Here is a 17,911-nt window from a genome sequence, read left to right on the forward strand (position 1 = left end):
GTGCGTACCGTACGCATTGTCCCTACCTCGTGTACTCCTGGGCGGCATCTCGAGTTCCCGACCCATGCCGGATGATGTGTCCATGAACAAGCGCCAGGGGTACGCGAGCCTCGCCGCCCTTATGGCCGCAGTTGTCCTGATCTGCGGCGGTATCTATCTCGGAGTCGGTGCCGTCAAGGACAAGCCGGCCCTTCGTACGCCCCCGGCGGCCACTCCCGTGTGGATCGGGACCTGGGCGGCGAGTCCCGTCGAGATCGCCCCGGTCACCACCGTGCCCGGATCACCCAGCGGCCGCGCCGGCCGCTCCATACGCAACGTCGTGCACACCAGCATCGGCGGCACCGCCGCCCGCGTCACGCTCTCCAACCTCTACGGCACGGTCCCGCTGCACATCAGCACCGTCACCCTCGCCGTGCGCGCGGGCGTCAGCCCCGGCGCGGTGCCGGGCACGCTGCGGCCCCTCACCTTCGGGCGGGCCACCGGCGCCACCATCGCACCGGGCGGGCAGCTCGTCAGCGACCCGGTCGCACTCCGGATCCCGTACGACGGCGATCTGCTGATCAGCGTGCACACGCCCGCACCCGGCGGCCCCGTCACCTCCCACACGTACGCGCGGCAGACCTCGTATCTCGCCGACGGCGACCGCACCCACGACGAGGCCGGGGACGCATACACCGGGCAGACCCGTTCCTGGCACCACATCAGCGCCGTGGACGTGCTCACCTCGGAGGCGCGCGGCTCTGTCGTCACCCTCGGCGACTCGATCACCGACGGGTCCTCGTCCACCCCGGACAGCAACCAGCGCTGGCCCGACGTCCTCGCCGACCGGCTCGGCGGCCGTTACGGCGTGCTCAACCAGGGCATCAGCGGCAACCGCCTTCTCCTGTTCGGGCACGGCCCCAGCACCCTCGACCGCTTCGACCGTGACGTGGCCGGCCGCTCCGGCGTGCGGACGGTGATCGTCGACATAGGCATCAACGACCTGCTGCGCTCCCCGTACGCGCCGACCGGCGACAACGTGATCACCGGCCTGACCGAGCTGGCCCGCCGCGCCCGTGCCCACGACCTGCGGGTGATCGGCGCGACGCTGATGCCGTGCGGCGGACACAGCGGCTGCACACCGGCGCTGGAGGCCGAACGCCTCAAGGTCAACGAGGCCGTGCGGTCGGGCAGGATCTTCGACAAGGTGGTCGACTTCGACCGGGCACTGCGCGATCCGTACGCACCGCAGCGGCTGCGCCCGGTGTACGACTCCGGGGACCACCTGCACCCGAGCGATGCGGGCTACGCGCTGATGGGAGCGTCCGTCGACCTCAAGTCGCTGTGAGCCGAGCGGGGGCTCAGCCGAGTTCCCTGGGGTCGTCCCCCTTCGTGAGCCCGTCCCGCTTCCTCTGCTCCTCCAGGCGCGCCTGCTCCGCCCGTTCCGCCTTCAGCTGCTGCTTCTGGGCCCTGGTGCGCTTGCGCTCCACACCGACGCCGCCCATCACCGCCACACCCTGGATGATCACGTGCGGTGCCTCGGGGTCCGGCTCGCTGTCGACGTTGCCGTGCTCACCGAAGCCGCCCATCAGGCCGATACCCCTGACCTCGACGTTCAGGCCGGGCGGCACGGTGACCTGCACGCCGCCCATGAGGACGATGCAGTTGATCACGGTCTGGCGGGCCTCGAACCGGGCCTCCCGCAGATCCAGTTCACCGCCGCCCATCAGCGTGAACGCGGTGAACCTGCGGCCGATCGTCCAGATGCCCTTGCGCCCGAATCCGCCCCAGAACGCGAACCCGCCCTTCGAGGTCGCCGGGCCGCCCACGCGTGCGGCCCACTCGCCCCGTGCCGGAGCGGTCGCCGCCACCGGCGCGACGGACCCGCCGACCGGAAGGTCCCGCACGAGCGGCGTCAACTCGCCGTGCGTACGGGCCCGGTAGGCCGCGTCGAGGCGCTGCTCGAACTCCTCCATGTCGAGTCGGCCCTCGGCGACAGCGTCACGCAGCCGCTCGGCCACCCTCTCCCGTTCCGAGTCGGACGCACGCATCTCGGGGGGTTCGCTCGTCATGTGGCCACACTAGTCAGGACGAACGGTCGGCGTACATCTTCGCGATCACTGCCTCGATGTCCGGCTCCCGCACGGACAGATCGACCAGCGGATACCGCTCCGCCAGTGCCGCGACCAGAGGCGCCGCCGACGCCGACGCGGAGAACGCCAGCCACTGCCGAGGGCCCTCCACCTTCAGCGTGCGTGCGTCGGCCAGCTCGATCGGCGGCATCTCCCGTTCCAGGTCCACCACCAGCGTCCGCTCGCTCTCTCCCACCTCGTGCAGCCCGGCGAGCGCCCCGTCGTACATCAGCCGCCCGTGGTCGATGACCATGACGCGCTTGCACAGCTGCTCGATGTCGGTGAGGTCGTGCGTGGTCAGCAGGACCGTCGTACCCTGCTCCGCGTTCAGGTCGCGCAGGAACTCCCGCACCCTCGCCTTGGAGATCACGTCGAGCCCGATCGTCGGCTCGTCCAGATACAGCACCTCCGGGTCGTGCAGCAGCGCTGCCGCGATGTCGCCACGCATCCGCTGGCCCAGCGACAGCTGGCGCACGGGGACGTCCAGGAGCTCACCCAGGTCCAGCAGTTCGACGCACCGGTCCAGGTTCCGCCGGAACACCTCGTCGGGGACCCGGTACATGCGGTGCATCAGCCGGTACGAGTCGCGCAACGGGAGGTCCCACCACAGCGTCGTGCGCTGACCGAACACGACGCCGATCCGCTGCGCCAGGCGGGTGCGTTCGCGCGAGGGGTCGATGCCCGCGACGCGCAGCCGGCCGCCGCTCGGGGTGAGGATGCCCGTCAGCATCTTGATCGTCGTCGACTTCCCGGCCCCGTTCGGGCCGATGTAGCCGACCATCTCGCCGCGCGACACGGTGAAGCTGATGCCGTCCACCGCGCGCACCTGGTGCTTCTCGCGGCGCAGCCGGCCCACCTTGCGGCGTACGTCGAAGACCTTCTCGACGCCGTCGAGTTCGATGAAATCCATGACCGACTCCTCAGTTCCCGGTGCTGCGGTACGAACGGAGCCCCACGCGCCAGGCCAGCGCCGCGAGCGAGCAGCACACGGCGGCGACCAGCGGCGGCAGGAACGCCAGCCAGCCGGGCAGCCCCAAGGGGTCCTCGCGGCCCAGCACGTACAGCGACGGCACCCAGTTGACGAAGGCGAGCGGAACGACGAACGTCACTCCGCGCACCAGGTCCTTCGCGAAGATCGACGGCGGGTACTGGAGCAGCGTGTTGCCGCCGTAGGTGAAGGAGTTCTGCACCTCGGAGGCGTCCTGGGCGAAGAACTGGAACGCGCCGCCCGCGATGAACACCGCTGCGAAGATCGCCCCGCCGCTGAGCAGCATCATCGGCACCATGGCCGCCTTGAGCACGGTCCACTCGACGTCCAGATGGGCGATTCCGTAGCCGAGAACGAGCAGCCCCTGGCTGATCCGGCCCAGCCGGCGCAGCGCGAAACGGTCCGCGGCGACCTGCGCGAGCACCGGCACGGGCCGCACCAGCAGCGTGTCCAGCGTGCCGTCCCGCACCCGTCGGCCGAGCCGGTCCATGGAGCCCATCACCAGGTCGGCGAGGCCGAAGGCCGTGCTGGTCGTCCCGTACAGAAAGGCGACCTCGGGCAGCGAGTAGCCACCGAGCGCGTCGATGTGCGTGAACATCAGCAGGATCGTCACGAAGTCGAAGGCGGTCGCGGCGAAGTTCCCGAACGTCGTCATCGCGAACGACGCCCGGTACGTCATCGTGGAACGGATCCACATCGCCACGATCAGTCCGTAGGCACGCACCGCCTCAGCCACCCTGGACCACCACCCGGCGGGTGGCGGCGGACTGCAGCAGCCGCCCGGCGACAAGCAGCGCGAGGGCCCAGCCCGCCTGGAAGGCGTACGCGCCGGCCAGGGACCAGCCGGTGCGCTTGCCGAGGAAGATGTCGGCGGGGACCTGGAGCAGCGACGACCAGGGCATCGCCCGCGCCACCTCGCCCAGCGTTCCGGGGAACAGGTTCAGCGGCAGCAGCATCCCGGAGAAGAACATCGTCGCCAGCCAGCAGATCTGCATCACCCCGGCCCCGTCCATCAGCCAGAAGGCGGACAGTGCCACCAGGAACCGCACGGCGAAACTCACGACGACCCCGAGCGCGACCGCGACGAGGAACGCGATCCAGGTCAGCGGCGAGGTGGGCATCACCAGGTCGAAGGCGAGCGAGCCGAGCACCATCGGCACGATGCCGCGGCCCAGCAGATGGAAGGCGGCCCGCCCCAGGTCACCCGCGAGCCACCACAGTTGGAGGTCGGCGGGGCGGTAGAGGTCGATGGCGATGTCGCCGGTGCGGATGCGCTCGATCAGCTCGTCCTCGAATCCGCCGCCCATCATGGCGCATGTCATCAGCAGCGCCTGGCCCAGCCACACATAGGTGAGTGCCTGGGAGAGGTCGTAGCCGCCGAGCTGCGGACGCTCGTCCCACAGGGCGATATAGGTGTACGCCATGATGAAGCCGAAGACGGTGTTGGTGAACATCCCCGCCGCCGTTGCCACCCGGTATGTCGCGTAGCGGCGGAACCCACCCGCCGCGACGACCGCGTAGAGCCGCACCACAGCCCCCTCCCCCCGTCGCGGACACCAAAGCGCACGACCCTAGCGGAGCCGAACACGGCGCCGCGAGCCTATTTCCGGACGGAAGGACCGGGATACAAGGGATATCGAGGTGAAAAGTGCACTATGGGGGACATGAACGACGAGCCGCAGCAGGGCTGGACACCCCGCGACGCGACAGTCCCCACGCCCGACCCGCCCGCCCCCAAGGGCGGTGAAGGCGGCAAACCCGGCCGCAGACGCACCGGCTGGCGCCGCGTCATCCCGACCTGGCGCATGCTGCTCGGTGGCGTCCTGCTGTTCGCACTCGTCCTCATCGGCGGCTTCCTCGCCGGCTATCTGCTCGTCGACATCCCCGCCGCCAACGCCGCCGCGACGTCGCAGAGCAACGTATACCTCTACGAGGACGGCACCCCGATCGCCCGCGACGGCGAGGTCAACCGCGAGAACGTCTCCCTCGCCCAGGTGCCGCTGCACGTCCAGCACACCGTCCTCGCCGCCGAGGACCGCGACTTCTACTCCGCGCCCGCCATCGACCCCCAGGCCATGCTCCGCGCGGCCTGGAACACCGTCAGCGGCAAGGGCAAACAGTCCGGCTCCACGATCACCCAGCAGTACGTCAAGAACTACTACCTCGGACAGGAACAGACCGTCACGCGCAAGGTGAAGGAGTTCTTCATCGCCTTGAAGCTCGGCCGTGAAGTCTCCAAGGGCGACATCCTGGCGGGGTACCTCAACACCAGCTACTTCGGCCGCAACGCCTACGGCGTCCAGGCCGCCGCCCATGCCTACTACGGCAAGGACATCGCCGACATCACCGTCGCCGAAGGCGCGTATCTCGCCTCGCTCCTCAACGCACCCAGCGCGTACGACATCACCACCCACCCGGAGAACCGCCGGGCGGCAGAGCGCCGCTGGACCTATGTGCTCGACGGAATGGTCAAGGAGAGCTGGCTCACCCCCGCCGAACGCTCCGCCATGACCTTCCCCGTACCGCAGCGCGCCAGGCCCGCGAACGGGCTGTCCGGCCAGCGCGGCTACATCGTCCAGGCCGTCGAGGACTACCTCACCGGCAACGGCATCATCGACGAGAACACCCTCGCCGCAGGCGGCCACCGGATCACGACCACGCTGGAGCCGGACAAGCAGGACGCCTTCACCGAGGCGGTCGACGACCAGGTCATGTCCCGGCTCGACACCAGCCGCAAGGCCGACCGCAACGTCCGCGTCGGTGGCGCCTCCATCGACCCGTCCACCGGCAGGGTCGTCGCCATGTACGGCGGCGTCGACTACACCAAACAGTTCGTCAACAACGCCACGCGGCGCGACTATCAGGTCGGCTCCACCTTCAAGCCGTTCGTCTTCACCGCCGCCGTGGAGAACGAATCCACCACCCAGGACGGCCGCCGGATCACCCCGAACACGATCTACGACGGCTCCACCATGCGCACCGTCCAGGGCTGGAACGGCCCGCGTTACGCCCCCGAAAACGAGGACGACGTCTCCTACGGCCCCATCACGGTGAGCAGGGCCACCGACGAGTCAGTCAACGCGGTCTATGCGCAGATGGCCGTCGACGTGGGCCCCGCCCGGGTGCGGCGGACCGCCGTCGCCCTGGGGCTCCCCGGCAGTACGCCCGACCTCACACCCTCCCCGTCCATCGCACTCGGCCCGGCCACCGCGAGCGTCCTCGACATGGCGGAGGCGTACGCGACCCTCGCCAATCACGGCAAGCACGGCACGTACACCCTCATCGACAGCGTCACCAGGAACGGCACCGCGATCGCCCTGCCCGAGCAGCGGATGCGCCGTGTCGTCTCACGCGAGGCCGCGGACACCACCACCGCGATCCTGCAGAGCGTCGTGGACGGGGGCACCGGTGCCGCGGCGGGTGCCGTGGGCCGGCCCGCCGCGGGCAAGACGGGCACTGCCGAGCAGGACCGGGCCGCGTGGTTCGCCGGCTACACCCCCGACCTGGTGACCGTCGTCGCCCTCATGGGGCAGAACCCCGACACCGGTGCGCAGACCTCGCTCTACGGGGCGATGGGGCTGTCGCGCATCAACGGCGGTGGGGCGCCGGCCGAGATCTGGGCCCAGTACACGGCCACCGCGCTCGAGGACAGCGTGGCGCGGGACTTCGCGCTGGAGATCGAGGAGGGCATGCGCGAGACCGAGCCGCCGTCGGACGAGGAGGACGAGTCCGGCGACCCGGACGGGCGCGACGAGCGGGACGGCCCCGGCCGGTACCAGGGCGGTCCCGGCAGCCCGCCGACCGGCGCGCCCGTGACGGGCAGTCCTTCCGCGAGTGCTCCCCCCACGGGCACTCCCCCCACCCAGGGCGGCGCCACCGGCGGCGGCACCGTCACCGTAGGTCCGACGGGCGCCACGACCGGGGGATCCGGCGGGACCGGCGGGACGGGAGGACCCTGGGGCCCCACCGCCCCGGGAGGGCCCGGCGGTACCACCGGCGGCCCCGGCAGGACACCGACGGGACCGCCCGTGACGCCCGGGACGCCCGGGGCGGGAAGCCTCACCGGCCCGTGGATGGAGGGTCTCAGTGACCCGATGTCGCCTTGAGCCCGACGACTGCCACCAGCAGCAGACACACGAAGAAGATCCGGGCCGCCGTCACCGGCTCGTTCAGCACCAGCATGCCGACCACTGCCGCGCCCGCCGCGCCGATGCCCACCCAGACGCCGTACGCCGTGCCGATGGGCAGCGTCTTCGCGGCATGCGACAGCAGCATCATGCTCGCGACGATCCCGAGGCCGGTGAACACACTCGGCCACAGCCTGGTGAAGCCGTCGGTGAACTTCATCCCGATCGACCAGCCGACCTCGAGCAGACCGGCGACAACAAGCAGAACCCAGGCCATGACGGCACCTCCGAAACGCGGAACAACACGGGGTGCGTCGTCTTTGCGTAGCCCGGTACGGCGCGTCTCGTCGGGTCCCTCCAACGTAGCAAAGGGCATACGAAAAGGGCTGGTGACCTCTGCCACCAGCCCTGCGCGCGCTCCGTCGAACGGCTAGAGATACAGCCCCGTGGAGTCCTCCGAGCCCTGGAACCGGTCGGCGGCGACCGCGTGCAGATCACGCTCGCGCATCAGGACGTACGCGACGCCCCGCACCTCGACCTCGGCCCGGTCCTCGGGGTCGTAGAGCACCCGGTCCCCGGTCTCCACCGTGCGGACGTTCTGTCCCACCGCGACCACCTCGGCCCAGGCGAGGCGCCGGCCCACGGCCGCGGTCGCCGGAATCACGATGCCGCCGCTGGAACGACGCTCTCCCTCGGGGATGTCGGTCCTGACCAGCACACGATCGTGCAGCATCTTGATCGGAAGCTTGTCATGCTGGCTGTGGTCATGGCTTTTGGCGCTCACGCGACGAACCTACCTGCCCGGCCCCCCCGGGGACGCCGCCGGGTCACGCCCGTCGCCTGCGCGCCGACATGGCCAGCAGCCCGACAAGACCGACGGCCACCAGCGCCACCGGCACGACGCGCTCCAGCCGGGGGACGCCCTCGTCGGACACGAACTTCGCCTTCACGTCCGACACCGTGCGGTTCACCGCGACGAAGGCACGCCCGGCCGTGGCGTCCACCGTCGAGGCCACCTTCGCCTTCGCATCGCCGATGACCGTCCTGGGGTGCACGCGTACACCGATCTCGTCGAGCATCTCGGCCAGCTGCTCGCGCCGGCGGACGATGTCCGCCTCGATCTGCGCAGGGGTCCTGGTATCCGACACCGCGCCGCCCTCCGTGGTCGTATCCGGTAGTCCTTCATCGACAGTCTGTCAGCTCGGACGTCACCGCACCCCACGGCACCCCCATTACGCTCGACGACGTACACCCTCACGTCCGACGAGGAGAACCATGAGCGAGCGACTCCAGCCCGGCGACACCGCCCCCGCCTTCAGCCTGCCCGACGCCGACGGCAACGAGGTGTCACTCGCCGACCACAAGGGCCGCAAGGTGATCGTCTACTTCTACCCGGCCGCCCTCACGCCCGGCTGCACCAAGCAGGCCTGCGACTTCACCGACAACCTGGACGTGCTCGCGGGCGCGGGCTACGACGTGATCGGGGTGTCTCCGGACAAGCCGGAGAAGCTGGCGAAGTTCCGTGAGAAGGAGAACCTCGCGGTCACGCTGGTCGGCGACCCGTCCAAGGAGGTTCTGGAGGCGTACGGGGCGTTCGGCGAGAAGAAGCTCTACGGCAAGACGGTGACCGGCGTCATCCGCTCCACGGTCGTCGTCGACGAGGACGGCAAGGTCGAGCGCGCGCTGTACAACGTGAAGGCGACGGGCCATGTCGCGAAGATCATCAAGGATCTCGGGATCTGACACCCGCCCCGGCCCATCCGGCCCCTCGCCCCGGCCGGGCGTAGGCGGCCCACTACGATGGGCGCACGCGCGGCCGTGGTGGAACTGGCAGTCACGCTGGGTTTAGGTCCCAGTGGGGTAACACCCGTGAGGGTTCGAGTCCCTCCGGCCGCACCGTGCGCAGAGGCGCGGCACCGCATCGGTGCCGCGCCTCTGCCCGTGTCAGCCCAGCAGTTCCCGCACCACCGGTACGAGAGCGCGGAACGCCTTCCCCCGGTGGCTGATCGCGTTCTTCTCCTGCGACGTCAGCTCCGCGCAGGTCCGGGACTCGCCCTCCGGCTGGAGGATCGGGTCGTAGCCGAAGCCGTTCGTGCCGTGCGGGGAGCGCCGCAGGGTGCCCAGCAGGCGGCCCTCGACGACACGTTCGGTGCCGTCGGGGAGCGCGAGCGCGGCGGCGCAGGCGAAGTGGGCGCCGCGGTGGGGGGTGTCGATGTCGAGGAGCTGTGCGAGCAGCAGCTCCAGGTTGGCCCGGTCGTCGCCGTGGGTGCCGGACCAGCGGGCGGAGAAGATGCCGGGCGCGCCGCCGAGGACGTCGACGCACAGGCCGGAGTCGTCGGCGACGGCGGGCAGGCCGGTGGCCCGGGCGAGGGCGTGGGCCTTGAGGAGGGCGTTCTCGGCGAAGGTGACGCCGGTTTCCTTGACGTCGGGGATCTCGGGGAAGGCGTCCGCGCCGACGAGGTCGTGAGGGAGACCGGCGTCGGCGAGGATGGCCTTGAGTTCGGTGATTTTCCCGGCGTTGCGGGTGGCGAGGATCAGACGCGTCATGGCCCCAGTATCTACGGGGTGCAGACCTTGCCGATCTCGGTCGCGGCGTCGGTGACGGGTGAGATGTCCGGGGTGGCGTCGCCGCCCTCGATGGACTTGCGGACGTTGTCCACGCCGGTGCCGAGGTCCTCGACGGCCTTGCTGAGGTCGGCGTTGTCGGTCTTGTCGCCGAGGCTCTCCAGCTCGCGGTCGATGTCGTCGAGGGCTTCCCTGGCCTTGGTGGGGTCCTCGGTGGCGGAGGAGACGGCCTCTTGCAGCTTGTTGACGCTGGTGGCGATGGCGTCGGCGGTCTCGACGCAGTCGAGCGCCTTGTCGATGGCTGCGCAGCCGACGGCTGCGGGTATCAGCAGAGCGGCGGTGGCGATCGTGACGGCTATGCGACGGCGCGCGGACGCAGACATGGAACGGTCCTTCCCCGGATACGGACGGGCGCACGGTTCGGCCCGTGCGCCCGTAACTGTAACGACGCCCCGGAGGCGTTCCCGGTTGCTGCTGCCTCGACCAGGGTTTACGCGAGTGCCTGCGTCTGGAGGTTGGCCAGGTCGGCGCAGCCGCCGGTGGCCAGGTCGAGGAGGGCGTTGAGCTCCTTGCGGTCGAAGGGCTCGGCCTCGGCGGTGCCCTGGACCTCGACGAAGCGGCCGTCGCCGGTGCAGACGACGTTCATGTCGGTCTCGGCGCGGACGTCCTCCTCGTAGCAGAGGTCGAGGAGGGGGGTGCCGTCGACGATGCCGACGCTGACGGCGGCGACGGTTCCGGTGAGGGGCTGCCGGCCGGCCTTGATCAGCTTCTTGCCCTGGGCCCAGGTGACGGCGTCGGCGAGGGCGACGTAGGCGCCGGTGATGGCGGCGGTGCGGGTGCCGCCGTCGGCCTGGAGCACGTCGCAGTCGAGGACGATCGTGTTCTCGCCGAGCGCCTTGTAGTCGATGACGGCACGCAGGGAGCGGCCGATGAGGCGGCTGATCTCGTGGGTGCGGCCGCCGATCTTGCCGCGTACGGACTCACGGTCGCCGCGGGTGTTGGTGGAGCGGGGCAGCATCGAGTACTCGGAGGTGACCCAGCCTTCGCCGCTGCCCTTGCGCCAGCGGGGCACGCCCTCGGTGAAGGAGGCGGTGCAGAAGACCTTGGTGTCGCCGAAGGAGATGAGGACGGAGCCCTCGGCGTGCTTGCTCCATCCGCGTTCGATGGTGACGGGGCGGAGCTGTTCGGGGGTTCGGCCGTCGATGCGTGACATGGGGCCGAGCCTATCGGGAGACGGGAGAGGGGCCTGTTCCGGTGGTACGGATCAAGCCCCTCGGCACGGCCCTGTGGTCAGCTCACATCATGTCTTCGATGTCGGCGGCGATGGGGTCGGCGTCGGTGCCGATGACGACCTGGATCGCGGTGCCCATCTTCACGACGCCGTGTGCGCCGGCGGCCTTGAGCGCGGCCTCGTCGACGAGGCTGGCGTCGTGGACTTCGGTCCTGAGGCGGGTGATGCAGCCTTCGATCTCATCGATGTTGTCGATTCCGCCGAGCCCGGCGACGATCTTCTCAGCCTTGCTGGCCATGTCTTTCTCCCTGCGTTCGCGCGCGCTGAGCGCTGCCTCGGCCCACCGTTGGCCTGGTTTGTCACGGTAACGCACGGTTGGCCCATCTTCACGGGCGGGTAACCGGCTTGTACCGAATGATGACGATCACCGGCGCCCTGCCGTACGACCGGGCGCCGGAACCGTATCGCGACTGGTCTACACCAGTCTGCAACGCCTGCCAAACAGGGCATGTTCCGGGAGGTTGCCGATGAGCGCCGAGAGCACCGCCGCGCCGCAGCGGAAGTGGTGGAACGGACTCTTCCAGGGCCTCCAGAAGGTGGGCCGCAGCCTCCAGCTCCCCGTCGCCGTCCTCCCCGCGGCCGGCCTGCTGGTCAGCCTCGGCAACCTGTTCGCCGCGTATCTCCACGGCCCCTTCTGGGAGAAGACGGCGGACGTCCTCATCAAGGGCGGCGGCGGAATCCTCGACGGCAGCCTCGGCCTGCCGCTGCTGTTCTGCATCGGCGTCGCTATCGGCTTCGCGAAGAAGGCCGACGGCTCCACGGCGCTCGCGGCGGTGGCGGGCTTCCTCGTCTACTACAACGTCCTCAAGGCCTTCCCGGTCGACGGCACGGTGACCAAGGCGATGCCGGACGGGGTGCCACAGAACCCCGGCGTACTGGGCGGCATCCTCATCGGCCTGCTGACGGCGGTGATCTGGCAGCGCTACCACCGCACGAAGCTCGTCGACTGGCTGGGCTTCTTCAACGGCCGCCGGCTCGTCCCGATCATCATGGCCTTCGTCTGCTGCGCGCTGGGCGTCGTGTTCGGGCTGCTGTGGGAGCCGGTGGGAAGCGCACTGACGTCCTTCGCGAAGCAGCTGATCGATCTCGGCGCCTGGGGCGCGGGCATCTTCGGCGTCGCCAACCGGCTGCTGATCCCGATCGGCATGCACCAGTTCCTGAACACGTTCTTCTGGTTCCAGGCGGGCGAGTACACGGACGAGAACAGCATCGTCGTGCAGGGCGATCTGACCCGCTTCTTCGCCGGCGACCCGGACGCGGGGCTGTTCATGTCCGGCTTCTTCCCGATCATGATGTTCGGCCTGCCCGCGGCGGCGCTGGCCATCACGCACTGCGCCCACCCGGAGCACCGTAAGCGGGTGGCGGGGCTGATGTTCTCGGTCGGCCTGACCTCGTTCGTGACCGGTGTGACCGAGCCGATCGAGTTCTCGTTCATGTTCGCGGCGCCCCTGCTGTACGGGCTGCACGCGCTGCTCACCGGCGCATCGATGGCGATCACCTGGGCACTGGGCGTCCATGCCGGATTCAGCTTCTCGGCCGGCCTGATCGACTACGTCGTCAACTGGCACCTGGATACGAAACCGTGGCTCATCCTGCCGATCGGCGCGTGTTTCGCAGTGATCTACTACGTCGTCTTCCGCGTGGTGATCACGGTCTTCGACATCCCGACCCCCGGCCGCGAGCCGGAAGAGGTCGCGCGGGAGCTCGAGCAGGAGCAGACCAAGTAGCAGCAGGTGACCGCGGTCGCACGGCGGCCTCCGGACCCAGGGTCCAGGGGCCGTCGTCCGCATTAACCGGATCGTTACCCCGCCCGGAAAATTCGCAGGTTCCTTATCTATCCCTCACCGTGCTACAACAGGTCTACACCACTCAAAGGTGTAGACCACGCGGTCCAGACCACCGGCCGCATCCCCCTTGAGGTGCCGCCCTCCCCCGTGTCCGACCCCCGGCGGCGCCGTGCCCTCCCCCAGCCTCCGGCCGGGGGGATTCCCAGGAGGAAGTTGATGTCCACGGCTAGCGCCGCCCCCGCGGCGGACAAGAAGAAGACGGGCGCGGGCGCGATGGCTGTCATGCAGCGCATCGGCCGCAGCCTGATGCTGCCGGTCGCCGTGCTGCCCGCCGCCGCGCTGCTGGTGCGCTTCGGCCAGCCCGACATGCTCGGCAGGGAGTCGTTCCCCGAGTTCATCACCAAGATCGCCGGCTACATGGCGGCCGGTGGCGGTGCGCTGCTCGACAACATGCCGCTGCTGTTCGCCGTCGGCATCGCGATCGGCTTCGCGAAGAAGTCGGACGGCTCCACGGCGCTCGCCGCGGTGGCCGGCTACCTGGTCTTCAAGAACGTGCTCGCCCAGTTCACGGACAGCAACCTGCCGAAGGTGGCCGCGGTCGCCGACGGCAAGATCGTCATGAACGAGGCGCCCGTCAACGCCGGCGTCCTCGGCGGTGTCGTCATGGGCATCGTTGTCGCGCTGCTCTACCAGCGCTTCCACCGCACCAAGCTGCCCGACTGGGCGGGCTTCTTCGGCGGCCGCCGCCTCGTCCCGATCCTGTCCGCGTTCGCGGGCCTCCTCGTCGGCATCGTCTTCGGTCTGATCTGGCCGTGGCTCGGCACCGGTCTGCACAACTTCGGCGAGTGGCTCGTCGGCTCCGGCGCCGTCGGCGCGGGCATCTTCGGTGTCGCCAACCGTGCGCTGATCCCGGTCGGCATGCACCACCTGCTCAACTCGTTCCCGTGGTTCCAGGCCGGTTCCTACGAGGGCAAGAGCGGCGACATCGCCCGCTTCCTCGCCGGTGACCCGTCCGCCGGACAGTTCATGACCGGCTTCTTCCCGATCATGATGTTCGCCCTGCCCGCGGCCTGTCTCGCGATCGTGCACTGCGCCCGTCCGGAGCGCCGCAAGGTCGTCGGCGGCATGATGTTCTCGCTCGCGCTGACCTCGTTCGTCACCGGTGTGACCGAGCCGATCGAGTTCACCTTCATGTTCATCGCCCCGGTCCTGTACGCGATCCACGCGGTGCTCACCGGTGTCTCCATGGCGCTGACCTGGGCACTCGGCATGAAGGACGGCTTCGGCTTCTCCGCCGGCGCCGTGGACTTCTTCCTCAACCTGGGTATCGCGTCCAACCCGTGGGGCCTGGCCCTGGTCGGCCTCTGCTTCGCGGCGGTCTACTACGTGGTCTTCCGCTTCGCGATCACCAAGTTCAACCTTCCGACGCCGGGCCGCGAGTCCGACGAGGAACTCGCCGAGCTGCAGAAGGCCGAGGCCAAGTAAGCCTCGCGCCCACGCTTCTCGCGTCGGAGCCCCCGTCCCTCACGGCGGGGGCTCCGGCCTTTCCCGGCGTCATTCGCCCGGCACGCACAGCACCGGGACCGTCGACAGATGGAGCAGCTTGTGCGGGGTCGAGCCGAGCAGCGCGCCGCGCATCGGGCTCTCGCCGTAGCTGCCGACGACGATGACCCGCGCGGCATGGCGGGCCGCGGCGTCGAGCAGGGCCTGCGCCGGTGCCGCGTCCAGAATCTCGACGGCTGTCGGTACGCCCGCCTCGTCGGCGGCCTCGACCGCGTGCGCGAGCGCGGTCCGGCCGGTCTGCCGGATCGCCTCGGTGTGCGCCCGGTACTCCTCTCCCCCCGCGCCCGGCGCCGCAGCACCGTAGACCAGGACGAGGGGATCGCCGAAGGCGGCGGACACCTCGATCGCCACCCGCAGGGCGCGCACCGCTCCCGGCGACTCGTCGTATCCCAGGACCACCGCCATGTCAGCGCTCCATGTCGCGGTGGACGAGGCCGGGATCCGCCACCGAGGGCCGCTCCCGCCAGAAGGGTCCGCCCACGACGCGCCCGGCGATCATGATGAGGAGGCCGACGATCACGATGACGATCCCGATGACGAGCGGCGGGCCGAGGCCGAACCAGGAAACCCCGCTGTAGGAGTTCTCGGGATCGGACATGTCGCCGACGGACTCCACGAGCAGCCACGCGAGAAGCCCCGCGCCGACCAGCGGCCCCACGCCGATGAGGAAGAAGTTGCGCACGTTCTCGGTCAGATGGCGGCGGTAGTAGACGGCGCAGGCGACACCGGTGAGGGCGTAGTAGAACGCGATGAGCAGCGACAGCGCGGTGAGCGAGTCGAAGAGCGCGTTCTCGCTGATCTGATTGACCACCAGGTACCAGGCGATGGCGACGAGCGCCACGCCCCAGGTGCTGATGTCCGGGGTGCGGAAGCGCGGGTGGATACGGGCGAAGGGGGCCGGCAGCGCACCCCTGCGGGCCATCGACAGCGCCGTGCGCGATGCCGGGATGATCGTGGTCTGGGTCGAGGCCAGCGCGGACGTCGCCACCGCGAGGAGCACGATCCAGTCCCAGCCGCCCATGACCTCCTCGGCGAGAATCGCGAAGATGAACTCCTCCTCGGCCGCGTTCTCGGCCAGGAACACCGGACCGGCGAAGGCGACGACGGCGATGCCGACGGACAGGTAGGTCACCAACAGGACGACCGTCGACCAGACGCCCGCTCGTCCGGGGGCGCTCGCCGAGTCCTTGACCTCCTCGGTGAGATTGACCGCCGACTCCCAGCCCCAGTACATGAAGACACCCAGCAGCAGGCCCCCGGTCAGCGCCGCGCCGCCGGCCCCGAACGGGTTGAGCCACGACAGTTCCGGCTCGACGAAGTCGAGGGAACCCGTCCCCGCGTAGACGCGGAAGATCGCCACGGCGGCGAAGGCCAGCAGGCAGACGACCTGGGCAAGGATGAGCGCGTTCTGGACATGCGCCGAGGCCTCCGTACCGATGACGCACACCGCCGTCATCACGAGGATGAGCAGCACGGTGAGGAGCTGGCGCACGAAGGCGTTCTCGGCCCAGCTGTCGAGGCCGACGGCCAGCAGCCCGAAGCCGATGGCCACGTCGGCCAGCGATCCGACCACCAGGACGCCGGTCATCATGATCGCCCAGCCCCCGAGCCACCCGGCCCAGGGCCCCATGGCCCGGGTGACCCAGGAGAAGGTGGTGCCGCAGTCCTGGTCGACCCGGTTGAGGTAGAAGAAGGCCGACGCGATCAGCAGCATCGGGACGAAGGAGGCCAGCACCACCCCGGGCGCGTAGACGGCGACCAGGGCCACGATCGGGCCGATGACGGCGGCCAGTGAGTAGGCAGGTGACGTGGAGTTGATTCCGATGACGAGGGCATCCACGAAACCGATCGCGTCGTGCTTCAGTTCGGTCTGTGGCGCGGGCTCTCTCGGCGGGCGGGTGTCCGCGACGTCATCGGCCATGTCTCCTCACAGACCAAGGCGATGTGCCGGTTTTGCCCTATTTTACCCAGGTGTTCGAAGGGCGGCCCGGTGGAGAGCAGCGCGTGCTGCGGCTCCGGCCGGTCCCGGCCGGAGCCCTGCCTGCTCAGATCTCGTAGCTCACGCCCGGCGCCGCCAGCTCGGCGGGGCCGTCGTAGACGGCCCGTGCGTCCGCCAGATTCTGCTCGCCGTCGGTCCACGGAGGGATGTGGGTCAGAACCAGCCGGCCCGCGTTCGCCCTGGCGGCACTCGCACCGGCCTCGCGGCCGTTGAGGTGGAGGTCCGGGATGTTCTCCTTGCCGTGCACGAACGACGCCTCGCACAGATAGAGGTCCGTGCCGGCGGCGAGGTCGTCCAGCGCCTCGCTCACACCCGTGTCGCCGGAGTACGTCAGCGACCTGCCACCGTGCTCCACGCGAATGCCGTACGTCTCGACGGGGTGGGCCACCCGTTCCGTGCGCACCGAGAACGGGCCGATCTCGAAACTGCCCGACTTCAGCGTGTGGAAGTCGAACACCTCGCTCATCGAGGAGGCGGAGGGCGTGTCCGCGTACGCCGTGGTCAGCCGCTGTTCGGTGCCCTCGGGGCCGTAGACCGGGAGGGCGGGACACCGGCCGCCGTCGTGCCGGTAGTAGCGGGCGACGAAGTACCCGCACATGTCGATGCAGTGGTCCGCGTGGAGATGGCTGAGAAAGATGGCATCGAGGTCGTAGAGACCGCAGTGGCGCTGCAGCTCGCCCAGGGCACCATTGCCCATGTCGAGGAGCAGCCGGAAGCCGTCGGCCTCTACGAGGTAGCTCGAGCAGGCCGAATCCGCGGACGGGAACGACCCCGAGCAACCGACGACGGTGAGCTTCATGGAGCGTGAACCTCCATTGACGAAGGAGGGCTGGGGGAAGGTCGTGCGGTGCGTCGAGCGTAAGGCGCGAAAGGGCCGGTCGCTCCTCAGCAGCGCTGTGTTGTGGGAGAACTCACCCTTACCCCGGTGGTGGTTTACCAGGGCAGAGGCCGCTCCCGATGCCGCCGCGCGCGCCGTGCGGAGGGGCGGCGGTACCTTCAGCGTATGGACACGTCCTGGTGGCTCGCCGTCATCGCGGTTGTCGCGGTGGCTGTCGTCGTCGCGGTCTCCGACGGACTGGGCCGGGGCGGACGGGGTGCGCGACGGCCGGGCGGGCGCAGGCGGCCTCCGGCGCGGCCACGTGAGCGCAGGCGCGAAGGCGGCCCGAAGCGGCCGCTGCCGGGCGAGATCTGGTGGGCGGAGGTCCCCTACGAGGACGGGCCGGGGTCGAAGGACCGCCCGTGCCTGGTGCTGTCGGTGCGCGGCGGGACGGCTCTGGTCGCGAAGATCACGACCCGGTACCACGACGAAAGCCCCGCGGTGATCGCCCTGCCGCCGGGGGCGGTGGGCGATGCGCGGGGCCGTCCGAGCTTCCTGGAGACGGACGAACTGCGGGACGTGCGGGTGGGCGACTTCCGCCGCCGGGTGGGCTCGGTGGACCCGGTGGTCTGGGACCAGGTCCGGCACCTGGCGGCGTGAGCG

At 69.9% G+C, this 17,911-nt stretch carries 20 protein-coding genes, 1 tRNA gene and 1 riboswitch; of the genes, 7 read left to right on the plus strand and 14 right to left on the minus strand.

The window, feature by feature from the left end:
* The first annotated feature begins 82 nt into the window (after positions 1-82).
* A complete protein-coding gene (locus tag AC067Z_RS07055) occupies positions 83-1,327 on the plus strand; it encodes an SGNH/GDSL hydrolase family protein (protein WP_478788424.1) in 1,245 nt (414 codons plus the stop codon).
* Positions 1,328-1,340: 13 nt separating this feature from the next.
* Here the strand turns inward: AC067Z_RS07055 and AC067Z_RS07060 are convergent, their stop codons facing one another.
* The 4 genes from AC067Z_RS07060 to AC067Z_RS07075 are packed head-to-tail and all read right to left on the minus strand — an operon-like array spanning position 1,341 to position 4,628.
* The gene (locus tag AC067Z_RS07060) at positions 1,341-2,051 is read right to left on the minus strand and encodes a DUF1707 SHOCT-like domain-containing protein (protein ID WP_478788425.1); all 711 of its coding nucleotides are present in this window, start codon (positions 2,049-2,051) and stop codon (positions 1,341-1,343) included.
* Between the two features lie 13 nt (positions 2,052-2,064).
* Complete coding sequence (locus AC067Z_RS07065; RefSeq protein WP_478788426.1) at positions 2,065-3,021, minus strand: ABC transporter ATP-binding protein; 957 nt, start codon at positions 3,019-3,021, stop codon at positions 2,065-2,067.
* A gap of 10 nt (positions 3,022-3,031) precedes the next feature.
* Entirely contained in the window at positions 3,032-3,889 is an 858-nt protein-coding gene (locus tag AC067Z_RS07070; RefSeq protein ID WP_478788427.1) for an ABC transporter permease, read from the minus strand.
* Positions 3,828-4,628, minus strand: a complete 801-nt coding sequence (locus tag AC067Z_RS07075) for an ABC transporter permease (RefSeq protein ID WP_478788490.1) — start codon at positions 4,626-4,628, stop codon at positions 3,828-3,830. The genes AC067Z_RS07070 and AC067Z_RS07075 overlap by 62 nt, the downstream gene beginning before the upstream one ends.
* 135 nt (positions 4,629-4,763) lie before the next feature.
* Here AC067Z_RS07075 and AC067Z_RS07080 point away from each other — a divergent pair, with 135 nt between their 5' ends.
* Positions 4,764-7,205: a transglycosylase domain-containing protein gene (locus tag AC067Z_RS07080; RefSeq protein ID WP_478788428.1), complete on the plus strand. Its 2,442-nt coding sequence runs from the start codon at positions 4,764-4,766 to the stop codon at positions 7,203-7,205.
* On the opposite strand, the gene AC067Z_RS07085 is transcribed toward AC067Z_RS07080, so the two are convergent.
* The 3 genes from AC067Z_RS07085 to AC067Z_RS07095 form a co-directional block, all read right to left on the minus strand.
* Positions 7,183-7,503, minus strand: a complete 321-nt coding sequence (locus tag AC067Z_RS07085; RefSeq protein ID WP_478788429.1) for a DMT family transporter — start codon at positions 7,501-7,503, stop codon at positions 7,183-7,185. The genes AC067Z_RS07080 and AC067Z_RS07085 overlap by 23 nt on opposite strands.
* Positions 7,504-7,534: 31 nt before the next feature.
* Positions 7,535-7,603, minus strand: a riboswitch (guanidine-III (ykkC-III) riboswitch).
* Between the two features lie 53 nt (positions 7,604-7,656).
* On the minus strand, positions 7,657-8,010 hold the full coding sequence (locus AC067Z_RS07090) for a GroES family chaperonin (protein WP_478788430.1): 354 nt from the start codon (positions 8,008-8,010) through the stop codon (positions 7,657-7,659).
* A 43-nt stretch (positions 8,011-8,053) separates the two neighbouring features.
* A complete protein-coding gene (locus tag AC067Z_RS07095) occupies positions 8,054-8,374 on the minus strand; it encodes a DUF3618 domain-containing protein (protein WP_478788431.1) in 321 nt (106 codons plus the stop codon).
* A gap of 127 nt (positions 8,375-8,501) precedes the next feature.
* Between AC067Z_RS07095 and bcp the strand changes: the two genes are divergently transcribed.
* Entirely contained in the window at positions 8,502-8,969 is a 468-nt protein-coding gene (gene bcp / locus AC067Z_RS07100; protein ID WP_478788432.1) for a thioredoxin-dependent thiol peroxidase, read from the plus strand.
* Positions 8,970-9,038: 69 nt separating this feature from the next.
* Positions 9,039-9,122, plus strand: a tRNA-Leu gene (locus AC067Z_RS07105).
* 48 nt (positions 9,123-9,170) lie between these two features.
* On the opposite strand, the gene rdgB is transcribed toward AC067Z_RS07105, so the two are convergent.
* From rdgB to AC067Z_RS07125, 4 genes are all read right to left on the minus strand, one after another.
* Positions 9,171-9,773, minus strand: coding sequence for an RdgB/HAM1 family non-canonical purine NTP pyrophosphatase (gene rdgB / locus AC067Z_RS07110; RefSeq protein WP_478788433.1), 603 nt, complete (start codon positions 9,771-9,773; stop codon positions 9,171-9,173).
* Between the two features lie 11 nt (positions 9,774-9,784).
* Positions 9,785-10,174 (minus strand): hypothetical protein, encoded by a 390-nt coding sequence (locus AC067Z_RS07115; protein WP_478788434.1) that lies wholly within the window; start codon positions 10,172-10,174, stop codon positions 9,785-9,787.
* A gap of 107 nt (positions 10,175-10,281) precedes the next feature.
* Positions 10,282-11,004, minus strand: coding sequence for a ribonuclease PH (gene rph, locus AC067Z_RS07120; RefSeq protein WP_478788435.1), 723 nt, complete (start codon positions 11,002-11,004; stop codon positions 10,282-10,284).
* 82 nt (positions 11,005-11,086) lie between these two features.
* Positions 11,087-11,320, minus strand: a complete 234-nt coding sequence (locus AC067Z_RS07125) for a PTS sugar transporter subunit IIB (protein WP_412791420.1) — start codon at positions 11,318-11,320, stop codon at positions 11,087-11,089.
* 229 nt (positions 11,321-11,549) lie between these two features.
* Between AC067Z_RS07125 and AC067Z_RS07130 the strand changes: the two genes are divergently transcribed.
* Positions 11,550-12,809: a PTS transporter subunit EIIC gene (locus AC067Z_RS07130; RefSeq protein ID WP_478788436.1), complete on the plus strand. Its 1,260-nt coding sequence runs from the start codon at positions 11,550-11,552 to the stop codon at positions 12,807-12,809.
* Between the two features lie 276 nt (positions 12,810-13,085).
* A complete protein-coding gene (locus tag AC067Z_RS07135; protein WP_478788437.1) occupies positions 13,086-14,354 on the plus strand; it encodes a PTS transporter subunit EIIC in 1,269 nt (422 codons plus the stop codon).
* 69 nt (positions 14,355-14,423) lie between these two features.
* Here the strand turns inward: AC067Z_RS07135 and AC067Z_RS07140 are convergent, their stop codons facing one another.
* From AC067Z_RS07140 to AC067Z_RS07150, 3 genes are all read right to left on the minus strand, one after another.
* Complete coding sequence (locus AC067Z_RS07140; RefSeq protein ID WP_478788438.1) at positions 14,424-14,837, minus strand: universal stress protein; 414 nt, start codon at positions 14,835-14,837, stop codon at positions 14,424-14,426.
* 1 nt (position 14,838) lies between these two features.
* Positions 14,839-16,353, minus strand: coding sequence for an APC family permease (locus AC067Z_RS07145; RefSeq protein ID WP_478788439.1), 1,515 nt, complete (start codon positions 16,351-16,353; stop codon positions 14,839-14,841).
* Between the two features lie 124 nt (positions 16,354-16,477).
* Positions 16,478-17,230 carry an MBL fold metallo-hydrolase gene (locus AC067Z_RS07150; protein ID WP_478788440.1) on the minus strand — a complete coding sequence of 251 codons (753 nt, stop codon included), beginning with the start codon at positions 17,228-17,230 and terminating at the stop codon, positions 16,478-16,480.
* A 204-nt stretch (positions 17,231-17,434) separates the two neighbouring features.
* On the opposite strand from AC067Z_RS07150, the gene AC067Z_RS07155 reads away from it, so the two are divergent.
* Positions 17,435-17,908, plus strand: coding sequence for a type II toxin-antitoxin system PemK/MazF family toxin (locus AC067Z_RS07155; protein WP_478788441.1), 474 nt, complete (start codon positions 17,435-17,437; stop codon positions 17,906-17,908).
* Positions 17,909-17,911: the final 3 nt, after the last annotated feature.

It is taken from the genome of Streptomyces sp. NPDC043812, from assembly GCF_056436245.1.

Coding starts and splice junctions, on each gene's coding strand:
- AC067Z_RS07055 (WP_478788424.1), top strand. CDS start 83: ATGAACAAGCGCCAGGGGTACGCGAGCCTCGCCGCCCTTATGGCCGCA.
- AC067Z_RS07060 (WP_478788425.1), bottom strand. CDS start 2,051: ATGACGAGCGAACCCCCCGAGATGCGTGCGTCCGACTCGGAACGGGAG.
- AC067Z_RS07065 (WP_478788426.1), bottom strand. CDS start 3,021: ATGGATTTCATCGAACTCGACGGCGTCGAGAAGGTCTTCGACGTACGC.
- AC067Z_RS07080 (WP_478788428.1), top strand. CDS start 4,764: ATGAACGACGAGCCGCAGCAGGGCTGGACACCCCGCGACGCGACAGTC.
- AC067Z_RS07085 (WP_478788429.1), bottom strand. CDS start 7,503: ATGGCCTGGGTTCTGCTTGTTGTCGCCGGTCTGCTCGAGGTCGGCTGG.
- bcp (WP_478788432.1), top strand. CDS start 8,502: ATGAGCGAGCGACTCCAGCCCGGCGACACCGCCCCCGCCTTCAGCCTG.
- rdgB (WP_478788433.1), bottom strand. CDS start 9,773: ATGACGCGTCTGATCCTCGCCACCCGCAACGCCGGGAAAATCACCGAA.
- AC067Z_RS07115 (WP_478788434.1), bottom strand. CDS start 10,174: ATGTCTGCGTCCGCGCGCCGTCGCATAGCCGTCACGATCGCCACCGCC.
- rph (WP_478788435.1), bottom strand. CDS start 11,004: ATGTCACGCATCGACGGCCGAACCCCCGAACAGCTCCGCCCCGTCACC.
- AC067Z_RS07125 (WP_412791420.1), bottom strand. CDS start 11,320: ATGGCCAGCAAGGCTGAGAAGATCGTCGCCGGGCTCGGCGGAATCGAC.
- AC067Z_RS07130 (WP_478788436.1), top strand. CDS start 11,550: ATGAGCGCCGAGAGCACCGCCGCGCCGCAGCGGAAGTGGTGGAACGGA.
- AC067Z_RS07135 (WP_478788437.1), top strand. CDS start 13,086: ATGTCCACGGCTAGCGCCGCCCCCGCGGCGGACAAGAAGAAGACGGGC.
- AC067Z_RS07140 (WP_478788438.1), bottom strand. CDS start 14,837: ATGGCGGTGGTCCTGGGATACGACGAGTCGCCGGGAGCGGTGCGCGCC.
- AC067Z_RS07145 (WP_478788439.1), bottom strand. CDS start 16,353: ATGGCCGATGACGTCGCGGACACCCGCCCGCCGAGAGAGCCCGCGCCA.
- AC067Z_RS07150 (WP_478788440.1), bottom strand. CDS start 17,230: ATGAAGCTCACCGTCGTCGGTTGCTCGGGGTCGTTCCCGTCCGCGGAT.
- AC067Z_RS07155 (WP_478788441.1), top strand. CDS start 17,435: ATGGACACGTCCTGGTGGCTCGCCGTCATCGCGGTTGTCGCGGTGGCT.